A 24,346-nucleotide genomic window follows, 5' to 3' on the forward strand; every position below is an offset into this window, starting at 1 on the left:
GGAGCATGACGTGCAGGCCATCTTGATCGAAGACGAAGCCGCGCTGCGCCTGGCCACCAGCCAGACGCTGGAACTGGGCGGCTTCAGCGTGCAGGCCTGCGCCAGCGCGGAAGAGGCGCAGGCGCTATTGCGGGCCGACTATGCCGGCGTCATCGTCACCGACGTGCGCCTGCCGGGCCGCTCCGGCCTCGACCTGCTGGCGCAGATCGCCGCGCTCGACGCCGAACTGCCGGTCATCGTCGTCACCGGCCACGGCGACGTCGAGATGGCGGTGGCCGCCATGCGCGGCGGCGCCTACGACTTCATCGAAAAGCCCTTCGCCAGCGGCCGCCTGCTGGACGCCGTGCGGCGCGCGCAGGAGCGGCGCCGGCTGGTGCTGGAGAACCGACAGCTGCGCACCGACCGCGCCCAGCATCCCGACCTGCCCGACCTGATCGGACGTTCGGCCGCCATCGAACAATTGAAAATCCTGGTGCGCAATGTCGCCCCGGCCGGCGTGGACGTGCTGATCAACGGCCAGACCGGCACCGGCAAGGAAGTCGTCGCCCGCCTGCTGCACGCGGCCAGCGGACGCAAGGGCAACTTCGTCGCCATCAACTGCGGCGCCTTGCCCGAATCGGTGTTCGAAAGCGAGATCTTCGGTCACGAAGCGGGCGCTTTCACCGGCGCGCAAAAGCGCCGCGTGGGCAAGCTCGAGTTCGCGCAAGGCGGCACCGTCTTCCTCGATGAAATCGAAAGCATGCCGATGGCGCTGCAGGTCAAGCTGCTGCGCGTGCTGCAGGAGCGCAAGCTCGAACGCCTGGGCGGCAATGACTCGGTTGCGTTGGAGTGCACGATCGTCGCCGCCACCAAGGTCGATCTGCTGCAACTGAGCGCGCAGGGCCATTTCCGAGAGGATTTGTACTACCGCATCGGCGTGGTCTGCATCGACCTGCCGCGCCTGCGCGACCGGCGCGAGGACATTCCGCTGCTGCTGGCCCACTTCGCCGCCGACGCCGCCGTGCGCTACCGGCGTCCTGTGCCGGCCTGGAGCGCGCAGCAGATGGCGCAATGGCAGGCGGAGGACTGGCCGGGCAACGTCCGCGAACTGCGCAATTTCGCCGAGCGGCTGGTGCTGGGCATCGTCGCAGCGCCCGGGAATGTGCCGGTGCCCGAGGCGGGCGACGCCATGTCGCTGCCGCAACGGGTCGACCATCACGAGCGCGAATTGATCGTCCAGGCGCTGGCCGCCGTCGATGGCAACGTCGGCCTGGCGGCCGACAACCTCCTTGTGCCGCGCAAGACGCTGTACGACAAGCTCAAGAAGTACCAGATCGGCACCGGCCGCAAATGAATGTTCGGGCGTAAAAAAACCGGCCATCCAGGCCGGTTTTAATGTTACCGCTTGCGGCTTACTTCGGCTGGGCCGGATCGGCGGCTTTGTCCGCTGCGGGGGCGGCTGCGGGAGCGGCCGGCACTTCAGGTTCCTTGAACTTGGCGCCGGACTTGTTGGCCATGTAGACCACGGCGCGCGCCACTTCCACATCGTCCAGGTCCGGGTTGCCGCCTTTGGCGGGCATCGCGCGCAAACCTTCGACCGCGTGTTTGACGACGGTATCGTAACCTTGGGCGATCCGGGCGGCCCAACCGCCGGCATCGCCGAACTTCGGCGCACCGGCGACGCCGGCGCCGTGGCAGGCCGCGCAAGTGGAGGTGTAGATGGCTTCGCCCGATTGCAGCACCTTCGGCGCGTTCACATCCTTGAAGGTGAAGCCGGCATCGGCGACGGGGGAGAGGCGGGCGGCGATTTCTTCCGGGGCCTGGCTGTTGGAGCCGGCGCCGGTCAATTTGTCTTCCGTGACGTACTTGACCAGCAGGATGATGCCGAAGACGGTGACTACAAAAAAGCCGATCACAGCAGCTACAAGCTGTTTAGGTGTTCTGATTGCGGATTCGTGTTCGTTATGTGCGTCGCTCATGATTTCCTTAACAGACTATTGTCGAGCCGGGGTGGCGTGCGAAAAACTGATCAAGCAGCTGCCTTGCAAAACCTTCACCAAACGGGCGATTATAGACTCAAAAATCCCTGTATGGAAACGCAAAGGTGCTCAAAACGACACTTTCCGTGGACGGGAAGCGATAAAAACGGTATCCTACGGCTCACTTCAAGAAATCCCCCTACGCGGCTGTAGCTCAGTGGATAGAGTATTGGCCTCCGAAGCCAAGGGTCGTGGGTTCGATCCCCGCCAGCCGCACCAAGTTTTCCTCCACCAGATCAATTGCTTAGCTCCGACGCTAGCGGTTGGTGTGCGACTAATTCACCTCCAGTCAACCAATGAGGCAAGCGGGATCGTGGTAGACTTCCCGGGTCGAAAAAGGTGGGCCGGCGTGGTGAGCCCCGGCCAACTCCAACCATGGAGCAAAATTTTCCCGGCCACCGAGGCCGGGGACCACGACGAGAGCGGACGTGCGCCGATTTCTCGTGGACTTTTTTGACTTGGCACTGCTGATTCCCAGCCGCGTCAGCGTTCCCGCGCGATCGACACACGTCCTTTGATGAGCCATTTGGCAAAAAAAGGACGTTTCTTATGCATACTCCCATTCTCGTTGTCGGTGGGTCCCTCGTTGGACTTTCAACTTCGTTGTTCCTCGGCTGGCACGGCGTACCCCACATTCTCATCGATAAACACCCGGGCAGTTCGCCCCATCCCCGCGCCATGGGCTTTACGGAAACAACGTTGGAGCATTACCGGGCGGTCGGTATTGCCGATCAAATTCCGCAAGTGTCCGCCGGCACTCGTCTGCGGCGCGTGACCGTCGACAGCCTGGTCGGCGACTGGCGCGGCGAGCAAGCCTGGACGCCGGGCGAAGCGCCGGTGCGCCCACTCGAGCTATCCCCTTGCACCGGCGCGGCCATCGCGCAGGACAGGCTGGAGCCGATATTGCGGGGTGCTGCGATCGCGCGTGGCGCGGAGCTGCGCGCCAGTACCGAGCTCACCGGTATTCAGATGACCGGAGGCGGCGTGCTGGCCCAAGTCCTCGACCGCATCAGCGGACGTCGGTACGAGATCAGCGCGGATTACATGATCGCCGCCGACGGCGCCAATAGCCCGGTAAGGGAGGCGCTTGGCATCACGCGAAGTGGGGTCGGCCATCTCGGCGTCCTTCGCAGCGTGCTGTTCCGTTGCCCGGATGCGGATGTCTACCTGCGGCGCGGCGCGCAGCAATTCTCCATCGAACAAGAGGGCTTCCGCAGCTTCCTCACCACGTACGGGGACAGCCGCTGGGTGCTGATGCTCGACGGCGACGAAGAGCGCGACGAAGCCGCGCTGCGGGCGGCGATCCGCCGCGCGCTCGGCGCCGACATGGCCTTCGACATCATCACGACGGGGCGATGGGAGATGGCGGGCCGCATCGCCGATACCTACCGTCAGGGCCGCGTGTTCCTGGCCGGCGACGCGGCCCACCAGCTGCCGCCCACCCGGGGCGGCTTTGGCGCCAACACCGGTATCGACGATGCGTGGAATCTCGCCTGGAAATTGCGGCGTGTGATCCAGGGCGACGCCGCGCCGGCCTTGCTCGACACCTACGACGCGGAACGGCGTCCGATCGGCTGGCTGCGGCATCAGCAGACGTTTTCACGCCCCGATTATGCGGCGCGCGCCGGCGCCGCTTTCGTGCCGGAGGCGCTGTTCAGCAATGATGCCATGGAATTTGGACAGCTGGTCCGGTCCCCGGCGGTGGCCGGCGCCGGGCCGGCGTTGCCGGCTGCGGCCGCGCCCCAGCAATGGGCCGGCCAGCCCGGCACGCGGGCGCCCCACGTGTGGGTAGACCAGGCGGGTCAGCCGATATCCTCGCTGGACTTGTTCGGCAGCGAGTATGTCCTGCTCACCGCAAACGCCGACTGGCGGGCGGCGGCAGAGCGCCTGCGGCTCCGGTTCATTGAGGTCGGCAACGACGTCCTTTTCCCGCCGTCGCAACCGTTCGCTGAGGTGTTTGGCGTTCCCGCGTGCGGCGCGACATTGGTTCGGCCGGATGGCGTTATCGGCTGGCGTAGCTTCGCCGGGCCGGATGAGGGCTGCATCGAAGCCCTAGCGGCCTCTCTCCTACTCGCTTAAAACTTACCCGCATCGACATAGTGCCGAGATGTAATGACCCAGTGAAATCTGCTCAACTTACGCGGCTAATGCAAAAGTAGCCGCCGGGGTTTGCATCCGCAGCGCCTGATGTGGGCGCTTGTGGTTGTAAAACTGAATCCAGTCGCCGATCACGCGGCTGGCGTGCTGCAAAGTCTCGAAACGATGCCGGTGCGTGCATTGTTCCTTCAAAGTTCGGATTACCCGTTCCACCATGCCGTTTTGCTGCGGACAGTGCGGCGTGATGAGTTCCTGCTTGAGGCCATAGCCACGCACCAGGGCCGTGAAGCTGCGGCTGGTGAAGACCAGACCGTTGTCACTGCGCAGCAGGAACGGCGCCGGCACACGGCCCAGCGTGCCAAAGCGGGCAATCAGAGCGTGTTCCAGCGCGCTTGAGGCCGTGCAGGCCTTGCCGCTGCGCGACAGTTGCCAGCCCAGCAGTTCTCGGGTGTGGCAGTCGATCACCAAGGCCAAGGTCGCCCAGCCATCCTTGCCCGCCCAGATCCGGCACATGCCCGTTGACCAACGCTCGTTGGGCGCCTGCGCCACCGATGGCAGGGACTGAATGCGCGGACGAAAGCCGATGGCCCGTTTGCGCACCTGCCATCCCTTGAGCTGGAAAATGCGTTGGACGGTGTTTTTGTTCATGCCTAACATAACAGGTAGGCCACCGTGCGGTAGCCGAAGGACGGCGATTCCTCGATCATGGCCTTGATGGACGCGGCGAGCTCTGGCTTGACCTTCGGCGTTGCTTTGGTCGGCTTGTAGTAGGCCGTGCGACGCGGCACCTCCAGCCACTTGCACAGCTTGCTCACCGATACGAGCACCCCATCTTCTTTTAGTCCCTGGCGGATCGTTTCGATCACTTCTCGTCCTCGCCCAACAGGGACTGCAGCTTTTTTCGTACGCGCAGCTCCAACATCGCTTCGCCATAGGCCTCCTGCAACTCCTTAATCTGGCGTTCGTACTGCTCCCTCACATCGAGCGGGTTGGCGCGCAGCGCGTTCTCCATCCCACGCTTGCTATCGTCGACCCAGGCTTCAACTTCCGACGGCGCCAGGTTGTACGCGCGGCTCGCTTCCGCGATCGTCGTTTTACCTTGGATGATCTCCAGCACCAGCGCGCTCTTGCGCTTGGCCGTCCAGCGTTTTACTTCTTCGTCCATCTTTGTACTCACTGTCAATTTCCTCAACTATGACGTGAGCAGGAATTTAGTGGGTCGTTACAAGTTTTCGTCAGGTCAGGCTTGGGCTAGTACAGATCAGCTCACAGGCCAAAGTGTGGCTTCAGCTTCTTCACCAACGTCTTTTTTCGCCACTCGTAGAACGCGTCAAAATTTACCAGTTCGAGCAGTGAATCGTTGAGGTCAGGTAGCAAATTGTCTTTAACGAAGGCCTTACGATCCTTCGCTGGCTTTGCCTGTATGTATTCGACGATCGTCTTCGAACGCTTTGCGGCGTTGTCGTAATAGTCAAGCAGCTGAAGGTTGGGCAAAGCGTCGTGCATCCACTCCTGCCACTCAATAACGCGCGCTTGGTCTTTCACGTTGATTGAACGCAAATTCCTGTCGCTAAAACCTCTTCTCGGATGGATGTGATCTACTTCATACCTCCCGTCTTTCAGTTTAATTTCTGGGAAAATGAGCGACAAAAGAAATCGCGCGCGTGGACTGCCATAAGGTGCGTCATCGACCAGGTCACCTAACTCTTCCAGCGAAAGTTTCATTGATTTTCCACCGGGAAGCTTCAGCCCGATCAGTGCGCCGATGTCGATCGCCTTGCCTTCACTCATCTGGCGATTCACCTCAGCGATGAACTTCTCCAGTACTTCGTCGCTCCGGCCGCCAAAGACGCCATGAACCTGCGCCACCGCGTAATATCGTCGCAGATGCCTCTTGGTGGTATCGCTCTTCCAATTCACGCCGCACATAATGTAGTACGCAATCGGCACCAGTGCGTTCTCCGATAAGCTAGGGTGGGGGTTGTAGCCGATGTCGGGAAGCAAATTGCACATGACCAGCATGCTTTCCTTTATGCGGGGCCAGTTCTCCCGGATTTTTTTGATGTTGTCAGCCTTGAACGAATCGAGGTTAAGCTTGACCTTCAACCCTGATAGGACCAGGCAGCAGCGCATTACGAAATCCTGAGTAACATTGATTTCAGCATCCTGCATAGACTGAACCAGGTTTCGAATCTCGTCGCGCCCTTCTTGCCATTGCGATACGAGCAGTGAGAACAGCAAATCCGATTTCTTTAACGTCATCCCACCGCTATTGATCCTGGTGAAGATGTCGACCACCTCATCTAGTTGCTGATTGTCGATATCAAAGTAGAAGACACGTTCCTTATGGAGCATGTCTCTTATGCCGGCCAACATACTCAGGATCTTGTCCCTGTTTGCTTCAACTTTGGTGATCAGCGTCATCTTTCGCGTTGCTGCGACCTGCGGAAGCAGACTATTTTCGAAAAACTTGAGAACGTAGCGCTCGGTTTTCCAGCTCATCGCCTCGCCAACCTCGAACCACAGGCTTTTGTCCGTCAAGAGCGCAGAATCATGATCGTCGAGGAACTTGAAAAAGGATTCGTCAAATTCAGCGGACTCGCGAGCGAACAGATTGAAGTAGAGCCGCGATTCGGGAAAATTCGCGTCAATATTTTGACGCCCTTTTCCGCTGATTTTATATTTATACTTACCAAGAAGGCCGATATAGAGACTGCTGAGCCGCTGCTGGCCATCGACGACCGAAAATGCTCCTGACTGCAGCAGGTTCTTCGGTGCATGTTCGTTAGGAATTTTGGTTTTCTTGTTTTCTGTGAATTCTTTGGTAAAAACGTACAAGGGATATTTTTTCGTCGCTGGAGGCAGCATGTTCCAAAAGATGCAGTTCCCAATGGGATAGTCGCGATAAAGTGAGTCGAATAGATTTTCAATACGGTCCCGGTCCCATACAAAAGAACGTTGAATCGGTGGCAGAAACAATTTTCCGCTCGATATCATGGTCATGGCTTCATGCACGCTAATTGACTTAAAATTCATTTATTCTTCCCTCTTCCATTCAGCTCTCGATCGGAAAATTTTATTTTCTTCAAACGAACAAGCAAGCAACGCGTACTTACTTGTCATACAGAAATAAGGATAGCATCTTGCCGGCCTGCAAAATACGCTAAATCTCACACCTATCAGCAACAAATGATCCCATCCGCGCGAGCGATCCATATAGACATGCCGGCATGTCAATCTTCTCGGCCAACGAAAGTGGCGCAAGTGCTCCCGCCAGAAACATTCGTGGAGTTAGCATCGTCAGTATTTATATGCTCGAGCTAGTGCTACCGGAATTTCGAATTTCCTCCTCAGAATTAAACCTTGAAAGTTTTGGCGTTCCCCCAATGAGCTCCCACAAAAATGAGTGAGCAGTGCTTGGCTCTATCCGTCTCGAGCCCAGAGCATCATAGTGAGACTTTACGGTTAGGTTCCTTCTATCGGGCCGATAGGTTTAAATTGTTTGCTATTAGATCGTGCACTATGTAAAGTGCATGCATCGGCGCGCTGCGGACGAAACAAGCCACACAAAGATCGCTAGCGATTCAATCGTAAGTTATATGACGATGCCGCAGTCAGCCACCATCCCAACACTTTAAGGAGCCATACCATGAAAAACGTCGCCATCGTCCTCTCCATCGCCCTGCTGGCATCCACTGTCGTGTACGCCCAGGAAGCTCCTCAAGTTACCCGCGCCCAAGTTATCGCCGAATACAAAGCCGCCGTCGCGGCGGGCCAAGCGTCGAATTCCGGCGAACTTTACGCAGGGGGCAACCCAGAGGCCGTCTCGTCTAAAACCCGTGACGAAGTCCGAGCCGAACTGCGCCTCGCCCAGCAACGCGGCGAACTTGCGAGCGGTGAACAATACCCGCAGTTCCAGACCGAAGCCGCCGTGCCGGCGGTAACCCGCGCGCAAGTTCGTGCCGAGTTGGCCGCCTACCGCCAGGCGAACCCGCATCTCGCCGGCGAAGCCAGCCTCTGATCGAGCCCTTCCAACTGCGGGCAGTTCATTGCCGCGAAGGCAGCGCGTACCGCGCCAATATGCGCGAGTAGGTTTGGTCCTTGCGCATGTCGATCAGCGCGCGGTTGAAGGCGTCGCGCAGGGCGCGGTCGCGGAAGCCTACCTTGAAGCCGGTGGTCGCGTCGAAAATGGCATGGTAGTCGAGTGCCACCTGCGTGTTGAACTCGGTGCTGAACTGCTTGCGATACCACTCGAAGACTTGCTTGTCGACGACGATCACGTCGACCCGGCCGAACCAGAACATCTTGTTTTGCGCCTGCTGGTTGGAGGGCTGGAAATAGTTGGACGGGAAGCGGCCGTCAGCGCCCGGCCGGTAGCGCGCTTCGAAGGCGGGGCCCAGGTCGCGCCAGCCGTTTTGCCAGATGGCGAAGGTGTAGCGGTCCAGATCGGCGATCGTCTTGAGCACGATGTGCCGGTCGCGCCGCGAGATCGCGATGTTGTGGAACGTGATGAACTCGTCCGAGAAATATACGCCACGGCCGTCGCTGCCGCGCACGCTCACCGCCAGGTCGACGCCGTCGCCCTCCCTGAACGGCAGCAGCCGCACGTTGGGCGTCTCGCGAAACGTCACGCCGCTTCCGGCGCGCCGCAGCGCTTCGGTGACCACGTCCACTTCGATACCCTCGGCCTTGCCATGCGCGTCACTGAACGAGAAAGGTGGCCGGCTGCCTTGGTAGACCGCGACGAGATCGTCCGGCCGCGCCAAGGCGGTCAAGCTCACGAAGGCGAGGGTGCACAGCGCTGCCAGTCTTTTCATAGTCCGCTCGGTGTTGCAATTTTGTGTTGTGACAATTCGAGATTTTTCACGCCTGACCCTAATGGTACGATAATTCCTACTGGCAATTCCGATATCGTCGCTGTCCCGACCTTTCCGCGTGCGGAAGTAAGTTTCTAGAGAACGGAATCATGAGTATTACTCCAGAAGTGACACGTCGTACCTTTTTAAAAATATTGGCCAGCGGCGCGACCGTCGGTTTGTCGGTGACCAGCCTGCCGGGCATGGCGATGAACGCGTCCCGGCCGCGATTGACTGAAGTCCCCGCCTGGGCGCCCGAACCGGGCCGGGCCCGATGGCGCATCGATGGACTGCCCAAGGTGCTGGGACAAAAAATCTACGCGCGAGATTTCAAGGCGCGCGATTTCAAGGACTGGCCGCAGAACGAGCAGTTCCTGTATGCGGTGCGCTGCGACCGCTACGACCAGGTGGTGACGGGATACGACCTGGGCATGCTGCCCGCCGGCCTGCGTCCGGTGGCGGTGATTGACGCCCAGGCACTGGTCGACAAAAAGCTGAAACTGGCCGACGGCATGAACAGTCCGTTCCTGGCCACCATCGGCAAGCCGGCGGACTTTTTCGGACAGCCGGTGGCGATGCTGATTTTCGCCAATTTCGACGCCTACCGCCGCGCCGTCAAAATCCTGCAGTTCAATCCGGACGTGATCAAGTACGGCGCGCCGGCCTCCATCGCGACCGGCACCTACACGCCGGTCACCAGTTATATCCGGGACGACGCCAAGAATTTCAACTACGTCTACACGCCGAACTACGCGGCGAACAAGGACGCCGTGTCCGCCGGCATCTCGGCGGCGATCGACGGCAAGACCTGGCCGACCTTCACGCGCCGGTTCTACACGCAGACCATCGATCCGATGTTCATGGAGCCGGAGTCGGGCATGGCGTGGTACGACCCGGCCACCCAGCAGCTGAACCTGGTGCTGGGCACGCAGTCGCCCAGCGGCGACCTGCGCAACGCGGCCGACATCTTCGACGGCAGCGCCTACCCGGTGAAGGACATCGATTTGCTGTCGTGCTACCCCGGCGGCGGTTTCGGCGGGCGCGATTCGTCGCTGTTCTCGATGTACCTGGCCCTGGCCGCGCCGTTCTCGAGCGGGCCGCTGCGCTGGGCGCAAAGCCGCTTCGAGCAGTTCCAGGTCGGCCTGAAGCGGTGCGAGACGGATTTCAGCGAGACCCTGGCGGTGGACGCCAACGGCAAGATCCAGGCGCTGCGCTGCGATTTCACGCTCAATGGCGGCGACCAGATGAACCTGACGCCGTTCGTGGCGCAACTGGCCGCGCTCAGTTCCATGAGCTGCTACAACATCCCGCGCGCGATCGCCAACGCCAGGTCGATGCAAACGCCGCAACTGATGGGCGGTTCGCAGCGCGGCTTCGGCGGCCCGCAAGCCTTCATGGCGATCGAGACCCTGCTCGACGAAGCGTCGCAGGCGCTCAACATCGATCCCTTCGAGCTGCGCCGGCGCAACCTGCTGGGCAAGGGCCGTGGCGCTACCGTGACGGGCGCGCCGATCCTGCAGGACCTGCAACTGGAAGAGATGCTGCAGCGTCTGGAGCGGCATCCGCTGTGGCAAAACCGCAAGCTGACGCAGCAGGCCAAACAGCGCCAGGGACTGTTGTACGGCGTCGGTTTCGCGCTATCGAACGAGGCCTACGGCACCTCCGGCGACGGCATGTTCGGCGCCGTGCAGATCGAGCCCACCGGCACCATCACCATCTACACGCCCTACATCGACATGGGCAACGGCGCGGCCACCGCGCTCGGGCTGGCGCCGGCGTCATACCTCGGACGCAACGCCAACAGCATCAACATGGGCGAGACCCAATTGTTCGATACACTCAACCTGACCACCACCTTGCCAAAACCGCCCGCGCCCGTGCCGCAGAACTACGTGCTCAAGGCGTCCGGCTCGGCCAGCGCCTGCCTGGGCGCCTTCTACCAATACCACGTGGTGGAGCAGGCCGGACTGGCGCTGGTTTTGCAGACATTGCTGCCGGCGGCCAACGCCATTTGGGGCAGGGAGGTGCCCGCCGCCGCGTTGCGCTGGAAGGACAACCGGCTGCACGCGGAGGGCGTGAAGTCGCTGCCGTGGTCGGCGCTGGTCAAGCAGGCCACGCGCATGCGGCTGCCGATGGTGGCGGTGGTGCATGCCAGCTATGTCGGCGGCTTCGCCACGGCCCCGTTCACCTTCCGCAGCGGCGCGGCGACTTTGCCGCTCGACTATATCGCCATGGGCCTGACGGTCGACACCTTGCAGCCGGTCCCGCGCGGCCAGGTGGCCAATCCGCCGTCCATCAACTTCCGGTTCGGCCGCACCACCTACGCGCCTTGCGGTTCGCTGGTGGCGGCCACGATCGAGCCGCGCACCGGCGTGATCGCGGTCGAGTCGGTGGTCTCGGTGCTCAGCGCCGGCGTCCAGCATTGCCCGCAGATGGTGTCCGGCCAGTCGCAGGGGGCGATCGCGATGGCGCTGGGGAACGTGTTGCTCGAGCATTGTCCGAACGACCGCACCGGGCCGGGCAACGGCACCTGGAACCTGAACCGCTACGCCATCGCGCGTTCGACCGATATTCCGCAACAGGAATTGATCGTGTTGCCGCCGGCGCCGGGCGAAACCACCGCGCGCGGCATCGCCGAGGCGGTGATGTGCCCGATCGGTCCTTCCATCCTGAACGCGCTGGCGATGGCCACCGGCGGCAAACGCTATACGACGACGCCGGTGACCGCGCGCGCCGTCCTGGAGTCCCTGAAATGACACAACCGATCCGTTTCCACATCAACGACAAACCCGTGCAGGCCGACGCCGGCGATGCCGACATGGCGCTGATCGATTTTCTGCATGAGCGCCAGGACCTGACCGGCACCAAATTCTGTTGCGGTATCGGCGTCTGCCGCGCCTGCACCGTCGCCACCCGCGAGGGCGGCGACGAGGTACTGGAAAAAACACTGTCCTGCTCCACGTCCGTCAGCGCGGTCGAGAACATGTCGATCTACACGGTCGAAAGCCTGGGTTCGGAACAGGCGCTGGCGCCGTTGCAGCAAGCCTTCCTGGAGAATTTCTCCTTCCAGTGCGGCTACTGTGCGCCCGGATTCCTGATGGCGGCCACGGCCATGCTGTCGCACCTGAAGCGCGCGCCGGTGCCGGCATCGCAGCTCGACGAGGTGATCGAGACTTGGGTCGGTGGCAATCTGTGCCGTTGCACCGGCTACGTGCGCTATATGGAGGCGATCCGCAAGGTGGCGCTGCCCTACACGCAAGGTGGCGGGGTGAAATCATGAGCCTGTCCACAATGGTGTCGCTGATTCCGGCGCTGTTGCTGGCCGCCACGGTGGGTATGGCGCAGGCCGCGCCCAAGGCCGCCGTCGGCAAATACAGCAAGCAAAGCGCCGTCGAGTACGGCCAGGTCTGCGCCGACATGATCGGCCAGATTCCGGCCTTCAACTGTTTGGACGGCACCATCGTGCCGATCACCGTCGACGGCAAGACCCCGGCGGAGTACAAGCCGGGCATGACGTGCGACCGCCCGGCGCTGCTGCCGTATGGCGGCGATTCGTTCGGCCAGTGCACGCCGTATTCCCGGTTGCTGAATCTGTCCTACGGCAAGACGCAGATCTCGGCCATGTGCCGGCGCGAGCAGTTGCGTGATCCGAACAGCAAGTTCTTCGACGAGGTCGACATCGTCGCCCACAATGTCGACACCGGCGACACCTGCTGGTTCCACGCCGAGGGCAAGCCGGGCCAGAAGACCGGCCTCGACGCCTCGCGCGTGCCGCCGCCCAACGAAAAGGCGCCGCCGCCGCAACGCATCTCCGCCGGCCAGTTCTGGTGGGCGCCAGCGGCCACCGCGTCGAAGAACTGCCTGAGTTGCCATGACGCCGATCCCTTCATGTACAGCCCGTGGATCGGCCAGCTCAAGTATCTGTTGCCGGCCGATCCGCTGGGCCGCTACAGCAACATCGGCAAGGAGTTCGCGCAGTGGCATTCGAACAGCATCAGCACGCGCGACAACACCTGTGTCGGTTGCCACCGCATCGGCGACCAGGCCAGCTGCTCGCAGTTCGTGCCGATGGCGGCCGGCAGGATACCGGCCAAGGACGGCAACGCGCGGGCCAACAGTTATCCGTTGAGCCACTGGATGCCGGTCAATAACGATCAAAGCAAGGAGTTCTGGGAGCAGGCTAACCTGGAATCGCTGAACCAGCTGTTGACGTGCTGCGCCGATCCGAAGAATCCGATTTGCACGATCAAGCCGATCGTCACGCCACCCAAGCGTTAATCCGCGCCTTCCAGGGCCGCCGCCAGCATGTCGGTGAAGATGCGGATCTTGGCCGAGCCGCGCCGGCTGGCCGGATACACCGCGTGGATCACCACATCCATGTCGCCGGGGTTGGCGTCGTACTCCGGCAGCACCGGCACCAAGGTGCCCGCGGCCAGGTCGCCGCGGATCAGCCAGTCGGCCAGCAGTACCAGGCCCATGCCTCCCAGCGCCGCCTGGCGCAGCATTTCCGAGTTGTTCACGTTCAGGCTGCCGTGCACGTCGATGTCCACCTGCCGGCCGTCGCGCCGCAAGCGCCAGCTGTGGCGGTTGGCGCCGTAGGAAAACTGCAGGCAATTGTGTTGCGCCAGCTCGGCCGGCGTTCGCGGCGCGCCGTGCGTGGCGAGATAGGCGGGACTGGCGCAAATATGCCGCTTGTGCGTCGCCAGTTCGCGCGCGATCAGGTTCGGTTGCTGCTGCGGACTGCCGATGCGGATGGCGACGTCGACCGCCTCCTCGGCCAGGTTGATGAAGTTGTCGCTGAGCCGCACATCCAGCGCGACCTTGGGATGGCGGCGCGCGAACTCGGGCAGCAGCGGGGCGATATAGCGCACCGCTAACGTGACCGGCGCGGCGATGCGCAGCATGCCGCTGGGCTCGGCGTCGCGGCCGGCGGCGGCGTCGTCGGCCTCATCCAGCGCGGCCAGGATTTGCGTGGCATGTTCGACGTAGGCGCGGCCGCTGTCGGTCAAGCTGATGTTGCGGGTCGAGCGGTTCAGCAGCGGCGCGCCCAAGCGCCGCTCCAGCGCGTCCACCAGCCGTGTCACCGACGAGGTGGCCACGCCTAGCTGGCGCGCGGCGGCCGAAAAACCGCCATTGCTGGCGACCAGGCAAAAAGCTTTCAGTTCGGCGAATCTGTCCATGGCGGCGTTGCGTCCTGCGCAAAGGTGTATGCGAACTCGGTCATATTATCATCAGCGGGTGGCGCCTATATATTGATTTCATACATCTCAGGCTTAGGAGGCCATATGAATATCACCCCGCTCCCGGTCGGCTTTGGCGCCACCATCGAAGGTTTGGATTTGCGCAACGTCGGTCCCGGCACGGCCCGGCTGCTGCGTTCGGCGTTGCTCGAGCACGGCCTGCTGGTCATCCGCGACCAGACCTTGACGCCGCAGGAACAAATCGCCGCGACCGGCTTGTTCGGCACCTTGGAGACCTTCCCGACCATGCGCGGCCAGCTGAACGGCTTCGAGGAAATTTTCCGGGTCGCCAGCCGGCCCGAGGACGGCCATGTCGAGGTGGGCCGCTACTGGCACTCGGACGGCTCGTTCCGCGCCGACCCGACGCCGATCAGCTTCTGGTACTCGGTGGCGCAGGCCAGCGAGGGCGGCGATACGCTGTTCACGGACCTGCAGCGCGCCTACGCCGAGTTGCAGGACGAGATCAAGCAAGAGTTCGACGGCCTCGACACCGCGCATCGCAACGGCGTGGTCCATCCTTTGGTGCTCAAGCATCCGAAAACCGGCATTCCCGCGCTGTACCTGAATGTGGGATTGACGGGCGGCGTGCTGGGATATGGTCCGGACCGTTCGCAAGCGTTGATGCAGGCGGTCGACCGCCACTATTCCCGCGACGGCGCCACCTACCGCCACCATTGGCTGCCGGGCGACGTGGTGGTGGCCGACAACCTGCACGTGGCGCACAAGGCGACGCCGATCGGTCCGCAGTCGCGCCGCATCCTCAACCGCACCACGGTGCGCGCCGACGGCGTGATCTGGCACGATCCCACACCGGCGCCTGCGCCGATGGCGGCGGCGGTCCCGGCGGCATAGCAACATGTGCGTGGGGACTATGTTATTTCCCCCACGCACGGTTGGAGTGGCGCTCCGGTTAAGCTTGTATTTGAGATAAACTCTTGCTTCCCCGGTTATCTTGGTCCGCGTCATGCCTACTAAAACGCTCGACGACGTCGCTTTTCGTCGCATTCTCGCCCGAAACATCACCTTGCCGCTGGCGGCCGGCGTCGTCAGTGCCGGCGTGTTCGTTGTGCTGCTGGTGTATCTGGTCACGACCATGAACTGGGTCGAGCACAGCGAGCGCGTGATCGGCAACGCCAGCGAGATCAGCAAGGAAATGGTCGATATGGAGACCGGTCTGCGCGGCTACATGCTGGCCGGCGAGGAATCCTTCCTGCAACCGTACGTGCTGGCCAAGCCGAAGGTGGTCTCCAGCCTCGCCAGCCTGGCGAAGCTGGTGGAGGACAACCCCGCCCAGCTCGACCGCCTGCGCCTGATCGAGGCCCAGCACAAGCAATGGGATTTATACGCGCAGGAAATGATACGGCTGCGCGCCGCCAATGGCGACGTGACCGGACCGGTCAAGACCGGACGCGGCAAGAACCAGTTCGACGAGATCCGCCGCCAGCTCGACGCCTTCCTCGAGGTCGAGATGCGCATGCGCCAGGATCGCAACGCCTCGGCGCGCAGCGTGACCTCGCTGGTGGCGGTGGTGTATCTGGTGCTGACCCTGGGCGTGGGCGGCGCGCTGGCCTGGTTCGGGCGGCGCGAGCTGCTCGGCCTGTCGAAGACCTATAACGATGTGCTGCGCCAGCACACCGAGCATGCCGATCTGTTGCAGCAGCAGGCCTGGCTGCGCACCGGCCAGAGCGAGCTGGCGCAGCAGGGCATCGGCCAGCTGGCCTTGCCGCAACTGTCGTCGACCTTGCTGCAGTTCCTGGCGCGCTACATGAACGCGGTGGTCGGCGCGCTGTATTTGCGCGGGCCGGACGGCAGTTTCCGCCGCGTGGCATCTTACGGCTTCAGCGCCGAATGGGAACAGCGCGACCAGCAGCTCAAATCCGGCGAGAGCCTGGTGGCGCAGGCCGCGCTGGAACGCCGCCTGATCCGCCTCGACCGGGTGCCGGCCGATTACATCCAGGTCAGCTCCGGCCTGGGCGCGGGGACGCCGGCCAGCGTGCTGCTGGCGCCGCTGGACAACGATGGCCAGATCAACGGCGTGATCGAAATCGGCCTGCTGCGTCCGATCACCGTGCGCGACATGGATTTCCTGACCTTGGTCAAGGGCAACATCGGCAACGCCATCGAGGCCAGCCAGTCGCGCCAGCGCCTGCAGGAAGTGCTGGAGGAAACCCAGCAGCTCAACGAGGAATTGCAGGTGCAGCAGGAGGAACTGCGCACCGCCAACGAGGAGCTGGAGGAACAGTCGCGCGTGCTGGAGGAATCGCAGGCCAGCCTGGAGAACCAGAAGGCTGAGCTGGAACAGACCAACGAGCAACTGGCCGAGCAGGGCACCGCGCTGGACCAGAAAAACGCCGCGCTGGTCAAGGCGCAGCTGGACCTGGAGGAGCGCGCCCGCGAACTGGAGCGCGCCAGCCAGTACAAGTCGCAATTCCTGGCGAACATGTCGCACGAGCTGCGCACGCCTTTGAACAGCTCGCTGATCCTGGCCAAGCTGCTGTCGGAGAACGCCGCCGGCAACCTCAACGACGAGCAGGTGCGCTTCGCCAACACGATTTACTCGGCCGGCAACGACCTGCTGAACCTGATCAACGATATCCTCGACATCTCCAAGGTCGAGGCGGGCAAGCTGGAGCTGGTGCCGGAGCAGTTGTCGCTGCGCCACGTGGTCGAAGGCATGGCGATGGTGTTCGAACCGCTGGCCCAGCAAAAGAAACTGGCCTTCCACGTGCAGGTGGCCGACGACCTCGCCACGCACATGGTCACCGACCGCCAGCGCCTGGAGCAGATCCTCAAGAACCTGCTGTCGAACGCGCTCAAGTTCACCAGCAGCGGCCAGATCACGCTGGCCGTGCACGGCGCCGGCGACGGCGCGGTCGGCTTCTCGGTGCAGGACACCGGCATCGGCATCCGCCAGGAAGACCAGCAAGGCATTTTCAACGCCTTCCAGCAGGCCGACGGCACCACCAGCCGCAAGTACGGCGGCACCGGCCTGGGTCTGTCGATCTCGCGCGACCTGGCGCATCTGCTGGGCGGGGCGATCAGCCTGGTCAGCGAGCCGGGCAAGGGCAGCTGCTTCACCCTGACCATGCCGCTGCGCTGGACCGCGCCGGAGCCGGGGCCGCGCGTCGGCAGCGCCAGCGCGCCGGCCGCCATGGATGACAATGGCGGCGTCGGCGCCTACGCGGCCACGTCGCTCGGCCTGGCCATCGCCGCGACGTCGCCGCCCGCGTCCCAAGGCCACGGCGCCGATAAAGAAGAAGCGCCGCCGCGCGTGCGTGCCTTCGACGATGACCGCGACCAATTGCCGCCGGGCGTGGACAACGCCCGCTCGGTGCTGGTGATCGAGGACGATCCCGCCTTCGCCCGCATCCTCTACGATCTCGCCCACGAAAAACAATACCGCTGCCTGGTCGCGTTCGACGCCGACGAGGGCCTGGAACTGGCCCGTCTGCACCGCCCCAACGCGGTGCTGCTCGACATCCGCCTGCCCGACCGTTCCGGCCTGTCGGTGCTGCAGCTGCTCAAGGACGACGCGCAGACCCGTCACATCCCGGTGCACGTGGTGTCCGGCACGGACGCCGGCGAGGCCGCGCTGCACCTGGGCGCGATCGGTTTCGCGCTCAAGCCGACCACGCGCGAGCAGTTGATGGAAGTGTTCCGCCGCATCGAAACCAAGCTGACGCAAAAGATCAAGCGCGTGCTGCTGGTCGAGGACGACGACCGCCAGCGCGACAGCGTGGTGCGGCTGATCTCCGACGACGATGTCGACATCGTCGACGTCGGCAGCGGCGAGGAGGCGCTGGCGCTGCTGCGCACCACCGTGTTCGATTGCATGATCATCGACCTGAAGCTGCCCGACATGCAGGGCAACGAGCTGTTGCAGCGCATGGCCGGCGAGCAGCTGGCGGCGTTCCCGCCGGTGATCGTCTACACCGGCCGCAACCTGTCGCGCGCCGAGGAGGCCGACCTGCACAAGTATTCGCGCTCGATCATCATCAAGGGCGCCCGTTCGCCGGAGCGCCTGCTCGACGAGGTGACGCTGTTCCTGCACAAGGTCGAGGCCGACCTGTCGTCCGAGCGCCAGACCATGCTGCGCACCGTGCGCTCGCGCGACCGCGTGTTCGAAGGCCGCCGCATCCTGCTGGTCGACGACGACGTGCGCAACATCTTCGCGCTGACCAGCGCGCTGGAGCAGAAGGGCGTGCTGGTCGAGGTGGGCCGCAACGGCTTCGAGGCGATCGAAAAACTCGACCAGAATCCCGACATCGACCTGGTGCTGATGGATGTGATGATGCCGGGCATGGACGGCCTGGAGGCGACGCGCCACATCCGCGCCGACGCCCGCTTCGCCCGCCTGCCGATCATCGCCATCACCGCCAAGGCGATGAAGGACGACCAGGAGCAGTGCCTGGCGGCCGGCGCCAGCGATTACCTGGCCAAGCCGATCGACCTGTCGCGCCTGTATTCCCTGCTGCGGGTGTGGATGCCCAACGGCGAGCGCGGCGCATGATGGGAAGGAGAGCGCATGCAACATAGCGACACCGACATCGAGCTCAAAGTGTTGATGGAAGCCATCTACATGAAGTACAGCTACGATTTCCGCGACTACACCGGCGCCTCGCAGAAGCGCCGCGTGCTGCATGCGCTCAAGGAAATGGATTGCGCCAGCATCTCGGCGCTGCAGGCGCGCATCATGCACGAGCCGGCCGCGTTCAGCCAGCTGCTGCAATACCTGACGATCCCGGTGACGTCGATGTTCCGCGACCCCAGCTATTTCAAGGCGCTGCGCGAGCAGGTCATGCCGGTGCTGAGCACCTATCCGTCGCTGAAGATCTGGATCGCCGGTTGCAGCACCGGCGAGGAGGTGGTGTCGATGGCGATCCTGCTCAAGGAGGAGGGCTTGCTCGAGCGCAGCATGATCTACGCCACCGACATCAATCCGCAGTCGCTGGAGAAGGCGCGCAAGGGCGTGTTCCCGCTCGACGCCATGCGCGAATACACGGCCAACTACCAGGCCGCCGGCGGCACGCGCAGCTTTTCCGACTACTACACGGCGGCCTATAATGCGGCCTTGTTCGACAGTTCGCTGTGCGAGAACGTCACCTACGCCGACCACAGCCTGGCAACCGACGCCGTGTTCGCCGAGACCCACTTGATCAGCTGCCGCAACGTGATGATCTACTTTAAGAAGAGGCTACAGGAGCGCGCCTTCGGGCTGTTCCACGAATCGTTGTGCCATCGCGGTTTTCTCGGCCTCGGCAGCAAGGAAAGCATCGATTTTTCCGCCTACGCGCCCAGTTTCGAACCGGTGCAAAAGCGTGAGCGGCTGTTCAGGAAGCGTTAGAGATGAATGCGCCACAGAGTTCGCCGGCCACGCGGGCGATCGCCGCCGCGCTGGCCGGCCGCAAGATCGAGGCGGTGGTGATCGGCGCTTCGGCCGGCGGCGTGGGCGCGCTGCTCAAGCTGCTGCCCGGCCTGCCCGCCGGTTACGGCCGGCCGCTGGTGGCGCTGCTGCACCTGCCGGAGAACCGCCAAAGCCAGCTGGCCGAGGTGTTCCGCCAGCGCATGGCGCTGCGCGTATGCGAGGCCGGCGACAAGGAGCCGCTGTCATCCGGGACGCTGTATTTCGGCGGTTCCGGCTACCATTTGTCGGTTGAGTCGGACCGCAGCTTTTCGCTCAGCTGCGAGGCGCCGCTGCACTTCGCGCGCCCCGCGATTGATTTCCTCATGGAATCGGCGGCGGACGCCTACGGCCCGGCTTTGCTGGGCATTTTATTGACCGGCGCCAATCAGGACGGCGCCGCCGGCCTGGCCGCCATCGGCCGCGCCGGCGGCCTGACCGTGGTGCAGGACCCGGACGAGGCCGAGGTGGCCACGATGCCGAAAGAAGCAATCCGTCTTCGGGCGCCGGACCTGATCCTGCCCCTGGACGCGATACACACAATGCTGTTGATGCTGGAGAATAATTAATGCAAGCCGAGCACCCGACCAAACTGCTGATCGTCGACGATCTGCCGGAAAACCTGCAGGCGCTCAACGCCGTCATCCGCGGCGCCGGGCGCGAGATCTTCCAGGCCGGCTCCGGCGAGGAGGCGCTCGCCTTGCTGCTGCAGCACGACTTCGCGATGGCCTTCCTCGACGTGCAGATGCCCGGCATGGACGGCTTCGAACTGGCCGAGCTGATGCGCGGCACCGAGCGCACCCGGCAAATCCCCATCGTCTTCGTCACCGCCGCCGGCAAGGAACTCAATTACTCGTTCAAGGGTTACGAGGCCGGCGCCGTCGACGTGCTGTACAAGCCGCTCGACTCGCGCGCCGTGCGCAGCAAGGTCGAGGTCTTCGTCGCGCTGTACGAGCAGCGCGAGGCCACGCGGCGCCAGGTGCAGGCGCTGGAGCTGGCGCGGCAGAAGCAGGAGGCCACGCTGGCCGAACTGAACGCGGCGCAGACGCAGCTGCAGCGGGCGCTGTCGATGCGCGACGAGTTCATGTCGATGGTGTCGCACGAGATGCGCACGCCGCTCAACACCTTGTATCTGGAGACGCAGCTGCGCAAGATGCAGCTCGAGCGCGGCAACATGGCCGCCTTCGGCGCCGAGCAGCTGCAGCGCATGGTGGCGCGCGACGACCGCCAGATCCAGAGCATCATCCGCCTGATCGACGACATGCTCGACGTCTCGCGCATCCGCAGCGGCAAGCTGTCGCTGCGGCCGGGCTGGGTCGAGCTGTCGGGCCTGCTGCGGCGGGTGGTGCACGACCTGACGCCGCAGGCCACCACGGCCGGCTGCACGATCAGCCTGGACGCCGACACGCCGGTCAGCGGCTGGTGGGACGAGTTCCGCATCGAGCAGATCGTCGTCAACCTGCTGACCAACGCGCTGCGCTACGGCGCGCAGCAGCCGGTGGCGGTGTCGCTGGTGGTCGGGCAGGATGCGGTGCGGGTCGAGGTGCGCGACCAGGGGCCGGGCATCGCGCCCGATCAGCAGCAGAAAATCTTTGAACCGTACGAGCGCGGCGTCGGCAACGAGGTGCCGTCGGGCCTGGGGCTGGGCTTGTATATCTCGCGCGAGCTGGCCGAGGTGCACGAGGGCACGCTGACGGTGGCCAGCGTGCCGGGCGAGGGCGCGGTGTTCAGCCTGACGTTGCCGCGCAGGGACGCGCCGCCGGCGTAAAGGACCGTTGGCGGCGGCGCGGTTCAGCGCGAGCCGGACTCCTCGCGGCGCTGGATCAGATAGGCGTTCAGGTCGTCGAAGCTGACGTTGCCGCGCTGCGCGGTGTCGATGCTGTCGAAGTTCTTGTCGACCACGCCCAGGCCCGCCTGGCGCGCCTCTTCGCGGCTCAACGTGCCGCTGTGGTCGGTGTCGGCGTCCTCGAAACGTTTCTTCAGCTTTTGCACCGCGGTGTAGCGCAGCAGCACCGGCCCCGGCGCGATGTCGCGCTGCGGCTGGCGCATCGAGCGCGGCACGTACGAATCCGAATAGGGCGTGGACATGCCTGCGGCGGACGCCGCCCGGACGGCGGGCGCCGGCGTTTCCGCTTGCGGGGTTTGGGCGCCGGCGCTGGCCGTGGCCAGCAGGGCTGTCAGTAGGATTGGATGCAAAAGGTTCATGGTTGTCTCCCCGCCATCGATCGATGCACGGCTCAGGTTGACACTTTGATCCGAATGCGCGGATTAATCAAACACCTTCTATTGTGCGGTGCGATTTTGTCGCCAGGAAACATCATTTCGAGGACGTAAGTCTTTGTTTTGAAGGGAAATTTTGTTTAATCGGTAAGTGTGCAATGTATGCCAGAAGGCATTAATTGGCGGTGTCGAACGGGGAGGGGCGGCGCCATTGCGGCGCCGCCTTCGGCGGCGACCTACTGGATTAGCAATTGCGTATCTGGAGCATGCCGATCGCCAGCGGCCCCGGTAAGGCGGGGAGCACCGCGGGAATCAGATCGACCTCGATCCAATAGCTGTTCAACGAGAAATTGAGGTTGAAAGCGCCGATGCAGGTGGTGGGGTTGCGGTACTCCCTGAACCCGTTCGGCAGAGGGGCGGGGATGGGGCCGGGCGCGTCGCTGTCGATGAATGCCACCGAGACCGGCGCGCCGCCCGCGATGGGATAGGCGAGCAGGCGCGCCGTGACCCGCCCCGGACTGATGTTGGTGTCACGGATGTGCGCGAACAGGGCGCGCGCCGGCACCAGGCCCCCGGGGGTGCCATAGGTGTCGGTGACCTGGTAGCGTACCTTGCAGGGGACCAGCAGGCCGGGCATCAACCTCGCCTCGAAGTTTTCCATCTGTACGGCGAAGTAGCACGATTCATCGACGATACCGGTCGAGCCGACCGACGTCCAGTTGCTGTTGGCCAGCGCGGCGCCAGGTGCGGCCAGCGCGGCGATGGCCAGCAGGGCCAGGGGGCGCATGACGCGCGACGCTAAGAGTTTGGGAAGGTTAAGTGAGAACATGGCGACTCCTTGAAAAGGCAGACCGGACCGGCCTGCATGGCTTCAAGACTAGACCGTCGCGCACGCTCAGCTTTAAGGTGCATCAACGAAGTCACTACCTTAAAAATAGGCAGGACGCGCTGAGAAACTTGCCCTCACATCTCGTTTTTGTGCCCTGCTATTTGCGCCAGAAACCGGCGTGGGCGACACGCGCCTCCTCTTCGCGCAGCGGACCGATGACCTCGGTCGGACGCTGGCCCCGCGCGAAGACGTCGCGGCACGGCAGCGACAAGGTCGGATTTTCGGGATCGCTACCGGTCAGTTCCAGCAGGCTCGCTTCCGACATCGCATAAACGACGCGGCCGACGCCACTCCAGTAGGTGCCGCCGGCGCACATCGCGCACGGTTCGGCGTTGGCGTACAGGGTGGCGCCGGCCAACTGCGCGGGGCTGTAACGCTGCGACGCCATGCGCAGCGCGTTCATCTCGGCGTGCGCGGTGCGGTCGCTGCTGGAGGCGTTCATCGCCTCGGCGATGACGCTGCCGTCGGCGGCGACCACCATGGCCGCGAACGGGTGGTGGCCCTCGTCGCGCGAGCGCTGCGCCAGCGCCAGTACGCGGGTGAGAAATTCGTGGTCTTGCGCGGTTGGTGTCGTCATATCGTTCCTTTGTTTAGTCCTCGCGCAGCACGCCGTAGCGCACGTTCTGCCGCTTCAGGTAATTGCGATAGGCCAGCGACATGCGGTCGCATGCCACCGACACTTCCGCGCCGGGGATCAGCGGCAGCCGCGCGGGGCTCTGGCTTTCCAGAATCGGCAGGTCCTGCAGGAAGATGGTGTCCTGGAAGGCGCGTAGGGCCTCGTCGTCGGAGGTGAAATCGTCCAGCGCCATGATGATCCACACGCGTGTGGTGGTCTCGGTCAGCGGCTGCGGTAGCAGCGCGATCGCCTCGGCGATGCCGCCCGGCGGATGCTTGGTCAGTATCGCCGTCAGCGGCCGCACCACGCGGTAGGTGTATTCGATGTCGCTGCCGCCGGTGGCGGCCTTGCTGGCTTGCGGCTGCCATGCGCGGCACTGTTTGGCCCACACGCCGCTGCCGTGGTCGGCGTCGTCGAAGGTCTCGACCGTGTAGTCGGGAATCGCCGCTTGTTCCGGCACGCCCAGTATGCCGTCGTGCACAAAGGCGAAGTGCGCCATGTCGAGGAAATTCTCGACGATGCGCGGCCCGCTGCTTTGCACGTCATACGGGCCGCACCAGACCTTGCGCAGACGTTCGTCCGCGAATTCGGGAAAGCGCGGCGGCCCGGATATGGAAGGCGTACCGATGCAAACCCATACCATCCCGTATTTTTCCTGCGTGTGGAAGGTGCCGACCCGCGCTTTCAGCTTGTCGGGTTCCAGGTCCGGCAGCGCGGGGATGTGCCGGCAGCGGCCTTCGCCGTCGAAGCGCCAGCCGTGATAGGCGCAGCGCAGCGTGTCGTCGGCTATCCCGCCCAGCGACAGGCGCGTGCCGCGATGCGGGCAGCGGTCTTCCCATGCGTGTACGGTGCCGCCGCTGTCGCGCCACAAGGCGAGGCGCGTGTCCAGCAGGTCGGTGGCGGTGATGGCGCCGGCCACGATCCGCGCGGACAGCGCAACCGGATGCCAGTCGTTAAATAGAACGGGATCGATCATCATGGTTGTTCCGCTGGACGGAGCCGTGATGGG

Annotated in this window: 22 protein-coding genes and 1 tRNA gene; 12 read left to right on the top strand and 11 right to left on the bottom strand. The window is 63.5% G+C overall.

Annotation, left to right across the window (positions count from 1 at the left end; all coding sequences use genetic code 11):
* The first annotated feature begins 10 nt into the window (after nucleotides 1–10).
* Complete coding sequence (locus MRBLMU1_RS07200; RefSeq protein ID WP_363499145.1) at nucleotides 11–1,333, top strand: sigma-54-dependent transcriptional regulator; 1,323 nt, start codon at nucleotides 11–13, stop codon at nucleotides 1,331–1,333.
* A 58-nt stretch (nucleotides 1,334–1,391) separates the two neighbouring features.
* Here MRBLMU1_RS07200 and MRBLMU1_RS07205 read toward each other — a convergent pair whose 3' ends face one another.
* A complete protein-coding gene (locus MRBLMU1_RS07205; protein ID WP_363499148.1) occupies nucleotides 1,392–1,958 on the bottom strand; it encodes a c-type cytochrome in 567 nt (188 codons plus the stop codon).
* A 203-nt stretch (nucleotides 1,959–2,161) separates the two neighbouring features.
* Here MRBLMU1_RS07205 and MRBLMU1_RS07210 point away from each other — a divergent pair.
* Nucleotides 2,162–2,237, top strand: a tRNA-Arg gene (locus MRBLMU1_RS07210).
* 330 nt (nucleotides 2,238–2,567) lie between these two features.
* Nucleotides 2,568–4,097 (top strand): FAD-dependent monooxygenase, encoded by a 1,530-nt coding sequence (locus MRBLMU1_RS07215; protein ID WP_363499151.1) that lies wholly within the window; start codon nucleotides 2,568–2,570, stop codon nucleotides 4,095–4,097.
* Between the two features lie 57 nt (nucleotides 4,098–4,154).
* Here MRBLMU1_RS07215 and MRBLMU1_RS07220 read toward each other — a convergent pair whose 3' ends face one another.
* From MRBLMU1_RS07220 to MRBLMU1_RS07235, 4 genes are all read right to left on the bottom strand, one after another.
* Entirely contained in the window at nucleotides 4,155–4,763 is a 609-nt protein-coding gene (locus MRBLMU1_RS07220; RefSeq protein WP_363499154.1) for an IS3 family transposase, read from the bottom strand.
* Between the two features lie 2 nt (nucleotides 4,764–4,765).
* A complete protein-coding gene (locus tag MRBLMU1_RS07225) occupies nucleotides 4,766–4,942 on the bottom strand; it encodes a hypothetical protein (protein ID WP_363499157.1) in 177 nt (58 codons plus the stop codon).
* Between the two features lie 35 nt (nucleotides 4,943–4,977).
* Entirely contained in the window at nucleotides 4,978–5,292 is a 315-nt protein-coding gene (locus tag MRBLMU1_RS07230; protein ID WP_363499160.1) for a DUF1153 domain-containing protein, read from the bottom strand.
* An 89-nt stretch (nucleotides 5,293–5,381) separates the two neighbouring features.
* Nucleotides 5,382–7,151 (bottom strand): DUF262 domain-containing protein, encoded by a 1,770-nt coding sequence (locus MRBLMU1_RS07235; protein WP_363499163.1) that lies wholly within the window; start codon nucleotides 7,149–7,151, stop codon nucleotides 5,382–5,384.
* Between the two features lie 613 nt (nucleotides 7,152–7,764).
* On the opposite strand from MRBLMU1_RS07235, the gene MRBLMU1_RS07240 reads away from it, so the two are divergent.
* The gene (locus MRBLMU1_RS07240; protein ID WP_363499166.1) at nucleotides 7,765–8,136 is read left to right on the top strand and encodes a DUF4148 domain-containing protein; all 372 of its coding nucleotides are present in this window, start codon (nucleotides 7,765–7,767) and stop codon (nucleotides 8,134–8,136) included.
* A gap of 25 nt (nucleotides 8,137–8,161) precedes the next feature.
* On the opposite strand, the gene MRBLMU1_RS07245 is transcribed toward MRBLMU1_RS07240, so the two are convergent.
* Nucleotides 8,162–8,932 carry a substrate-binding periplasmic protein gene (locus MRBLMU1_RS07245; protein ID WP_363499169.1) on the bottom strand — a complete coding sequence of 257 codons (771 nt, stop codon included), beginning with the start codon at nucleotides 8,930–8,932 and terminating at the stop codon, nucleotides 8,162–8,164.
* 149 nt (nucleotides 8,933–9,081) lie between these two features.
* Here MRBLMU1_RS07245 and MRBLMU1_RS07250 point away from each other — a divergent pair, with 149 nt between their 5' ends.
* From MRBLMU1_RS07250 to MRBLMU1_RS07260, 3 genes are read left to right on the top strand one after another with little or no spacing between them, the layout of a single operon-like run.
* Entirely contained in the window at nucleotides 9,082–11,727 is a 2,646-nt protein-coding gene (locus tag MRBLMU1_RS07250; protein WP_363499172.1) for a xanthine dehydrogenase family protein molybdopterin-binding subunit, read from the top strand.
* Nucleotides 11,724–12,251 (top strand): (2Fe-2S)-binding protein, encoded by a 528-nt coding sequence (locus tag MRBLMU1_RS07255; RefSeq protein WP_363499175.1) that lies wholly within the window; start codon nucleotides 11,724–11,726, stop codon nucleotides 12,249–12,251. The genes MRBLMU1_RS07250 and MRBLMU1_RS07255 overlap by 4 nt, the downstream gene beginning before the upstream one ends.
* Entirely contained in the window at nucleotides 12,248–13,249 is a 1,002-nt protein-coding gene (locus MRBLMU1_RS07260) for a hypothetical protein (protein ID WP_363499178.1), read from the top strand. Before MRBLMU1_RS07255 ends, MRBLMU1_RS07260 begins: the two co-directional genes overlap by 4 nt.
* Here the strand turns inward: MRBLMU1_RS07260 and MRBLMU1_RS07265 are convergent.
* Nucleotides 13,246–14,151, bottom strand: coding sequence for a LysR family transcriptional regulator (locus MRBLMU1_RS07265; protein ID WP_363499181.1), 906 nt, complete (start codon nucleotides 14,149–14,151; stop codon nucleotides 13,246–13,248). The genes MRBLMU1_RS07260 and MRBLMU1_RS07265 overlap by 4 nt on opposite strands.
* Nucleotides 14,152–14,256: 105 nt before the next feature.
* Between MRBLMU1_RS07265 and MRBLMU1_RS07270 the strand changes: the two genes are divergently transcribed.
* The 5 genes from MRBLMU1_RS07270 (at nucleotide 14,257) to MRBLMU1_RS07290 (ending at nucleotide 21,380) form a co-directional block, all read left to right on the top strand.
* On the top strand, nucleotides 14,257–15,063 hold the full coding sequence (locus MRBLMU1_RS07270) for a TauD/TfdA dioxygenase family protein (RefSeq protein ID WP_363499184.1): 807 nt from the start codon (nucleotides 14,257–14,259) through the stop codon (nucleotides 15,061–15,063).
* Between the two features lie 112 nt (nucleotides 15,064–15,175).
* Nucleotides 15,176–18,721: a response regulator gene (locus tag MRBLMU1_RS07275; protein ID WP_363499187.1), complete on the top strand. Its 3,546-nt coding sequence runs from the start codon at nucleotides 15,176–15,178 to the stop codon at nucleotides 18,719–18,721.
* A 15-nt stretch (nucleotides 18,722–18,736) separates the two neighbouring features.
* The gene (locus tag MRBLMU1_RS07280) at nucleotides 18,737–19,555 is read left to right on the top strand and encodes a CheR family methyltransferase (RefSeq protein ID WP_363499190.1); all 819 of its coding nucleotides are present in this window, start codon (nucleotides 18,737–18,739) and stop codon (nucleotides 19,553–19,555) included.
* A 2-nt stretch (nucleotides 19,556–19,557) separates the two neighbouring features.
* Nucleotides 19,558–20,181, top strand: a complete 624-nt coding sequence (locus MRBLMU1_RS07285; protein WP_363499193.1) for a chemotaxis protein CheB — start codon at nucleotides 19,558–19,560, stop codon at nucleotides 20,179–20,181.
* The gene (locus MRBLMU1_RS07290) at nucleotides 20,181–21,380 is read left to right on the top strand and encodes a hybrid sensor histidine kinase/response regulator (protein WP_363499196.1); all 1,200 of its coding nucleotides are present in this window, start codon (nucleotides 20,181–20,183) and stop codon (nucleotides 21,378–21,380) included. The genes MRBLMU1_RS07285 and MRBLMU1_RS07290 overlap by 1 nt, the downstream gene beginning before the upstream one ends.
* 23 nt (nucleotides 21,381–21,403) lie before the next feature.
* On the opposite strand, the gene MRBLMU1_RS07295 is transcribed toward MRBLMU1_RS07290, so the two are convergent.
* The 4 genes from MRBLMU1_RS07295 to MRBLMU1_RS07310 form a co-directional block, all read right to left on the bottom strand.
* Nucleotides 21,404–21,817, bottom strand: a complete 414-nt coding sequence (locus MRBLMU1_RS07295; RefSeq protein WP_363499198.1) for an EF-hand domain-containing protein — start codon at nucleotides 21,815–21,817, stop codon at nucleotides 21,404–21,406.
* Nucleotides 21,818–22,076: 259 nt separating this feature from the next.
* Nucleotides 22,077–22,661 (bottom strand): hypothetical protein, encoded by a 585-nt coding sequence (locus MRBLMU1_RS07300; RefSeq protein WP_363499201.1) that lies wholly within the window; start codon nucleotides 22,659–22,661, stop codon nucleotides 22,077–22,079.
* A 157-nt stretch (nucleotides 22,662–22,818) separates the two neighbouring features.
* Nucleotides 22,819–23,298, bottom strand: coding sequence for a nucleoside deaminase (locus MRBLMU1_RS07305; RefSeq protein ID WP_363499204.1), 480 nt, complete (start codon nucleotides 23,296–23,298; stop codon nucleotides 22,819–22,821).
* A gap of 13 nt (nucleotides 23,299–23,311) precedes the next feature.
* Nucleotides 23,312–24,316: an aromatic ring-hydroxylating dioxygenase subunit alpha gene (locus MRBLMU1_RS07310; RefSeq protein ID WP_363499207.1), complete on the bottom strand. Its 1,005-nt coding sequence runs from the start codon at nucleotides 24,314–24,316 to the stop codon at nucleotides 23,312–23,314.
* Nucleotides 24,317–24,346: the final 30 nt, after the last annotated feature.

The sequence above is a fragment of the Burkholderia sp. LMU1-1-1.1 genome, from assembly GCF_040675865.1.
In the GTDB taxonomy this organism is placed as follows: domain Bacteria; phylum Pseudomonadota; class Gammaproteobacteria; order Burkholderiales; family Burkholderiaceae_D; genus Rugamonas.

Bases quoted from the DNA above. Each gene is read 5' to 3' on its own strand.
- MRBLMU1_RS07205 (WP_363499148.1), bottom strand. From the start codon at position 1,958: ATGAGCGACGCACATAACGAACACGAATCCGCAATCAGAACACCTAAA.
- MRBLMU1_RS07215 (WP_363499151.1), top strand. From the start codon at position 2,568: ATGCATACTCCCATTCTCGTTGTCGGTGGGTCCCTCGTTGGACTTTCA.
- MRBLMU1_RS07220 (WP_363499154.1), bottom strand. From the start codon at position 4,763: ATGAACAAAAACACCGTCCAACGCATTTTCCAGCTCAAGGGATGGCAG.
- MRBLMU1_RS07235 (WP_363499163.1), bottom strand. From the start codon at position 7,151: ATGAATTTTAAGTCAATTAGCGTGCATGAAGCCATGACCATGATATCG.
- MRBLMU1_RS07240 (WP_363499166.1), top strand. From the start codon at position 7,765: ATGAAAAACGTCGCCATCGTCCTCTCCATCGCCCTGCTGGCATCCACT.
- MRBLMU1_RS07245 (WP_363499169.1), bottom strand. From the start codon at position 8,932: ATGAAAAGACTGGCAGCGCTGTGCACCCTCGCCTTCGTGAGCTTGACC.
- MRBLMU1_RS07250 (WP_363499172.1), top strand. From the start codon at position 9,082: ATGAGTATTACTCCAGAAGTGACACGTCGTACCTTTTTAAAAATATTG.
- MRBLMU1_RS07255 (WP_363499175.1), top strand. From the start codon at position 11,724: ATGACACAACCGATCCGTTTCCACATCAACGACAAACCCGTGCAGGCC.
- MRBLMU1_RS07260 (WP_363499178.1), top strand. From the start codon at position 12,248: ATGAGCCTGTCCACAATGGTGTCGCTGATTCCGGCGCTGTTGCTGGCC.
- MRBLMU1_RS07265 (WP_363499181.1), bottom strand. From the start codon at position 14,151: ATGGACAGATTCGCCGAACTGAAAGCTTTTTGCCTGGTCGCCAGCAAT.
- MRBLMU1_RS07270 (WP_363499184.1), top strand. From the start codon at position 14,257: ATGAATATCACCCCGCTCCCGGTCGGCTTTGGCGCCACCATCGAAGGT.
- MRBLMU1_RS07275 (WP_363499187.1), top strand. From the start codon at position 15,176: ATGCCTACTAAAACGCTCGACGACGTCGCTTTTCGTCGCATTCTCGCC.
- MRBLMU1_RS07280 (WP_363499190.1), top strand. From the start codon at position 18,737: ATGCAACATAGCGACACCGACATCGAGCTCAAAGTGTTGATGGAAGCC.
- MRBLMU1_RS07285 (WP_363499193.1), top strand. From the start codon at position 19,558: ATGAATGCGCCACAGAGTTCGCCGGCCACGCGGGCGATCGCCGCCGCG.
- MRBLMU1_RS07290 (WP_363499196.1), top strand. From the start codon at position 20,181: ATGCAAGCCGAGCACCCGACCAAACTGCTGATCGTCGACGATCTGCCG.
- MRBLMU1_RS07295 (WP_363499198.1), bottom strand. From the start codon at position 21,817: ATGAACCTTTTGCATCCAATCCTACTGACAGCCCTGCTGGCCACGGCC.
- MRBLMU1_RS07300 (WP_363499201.1), bottom strand. From the start codon at position 22,661: ATGTTCTCACTTAACCTTCCCAAACTCTTAGCGTCGCGCGTCATGCGC.
- MRBLMU1_RS07305 (WP_363499204.1), bottom strand. From the start codon at position 23,298: ATGACGACACCAACCGCGCAAGACCACGAATTTCTCACCCGCGTACTG.
- MRBLMU1_RS07310 (WP_363499207.1), bottom strand. From the start codon at position 24,316: ATGATGATCGATCCCGTTCTATTTAACGACTGGCATCCGGTTGCGCTG.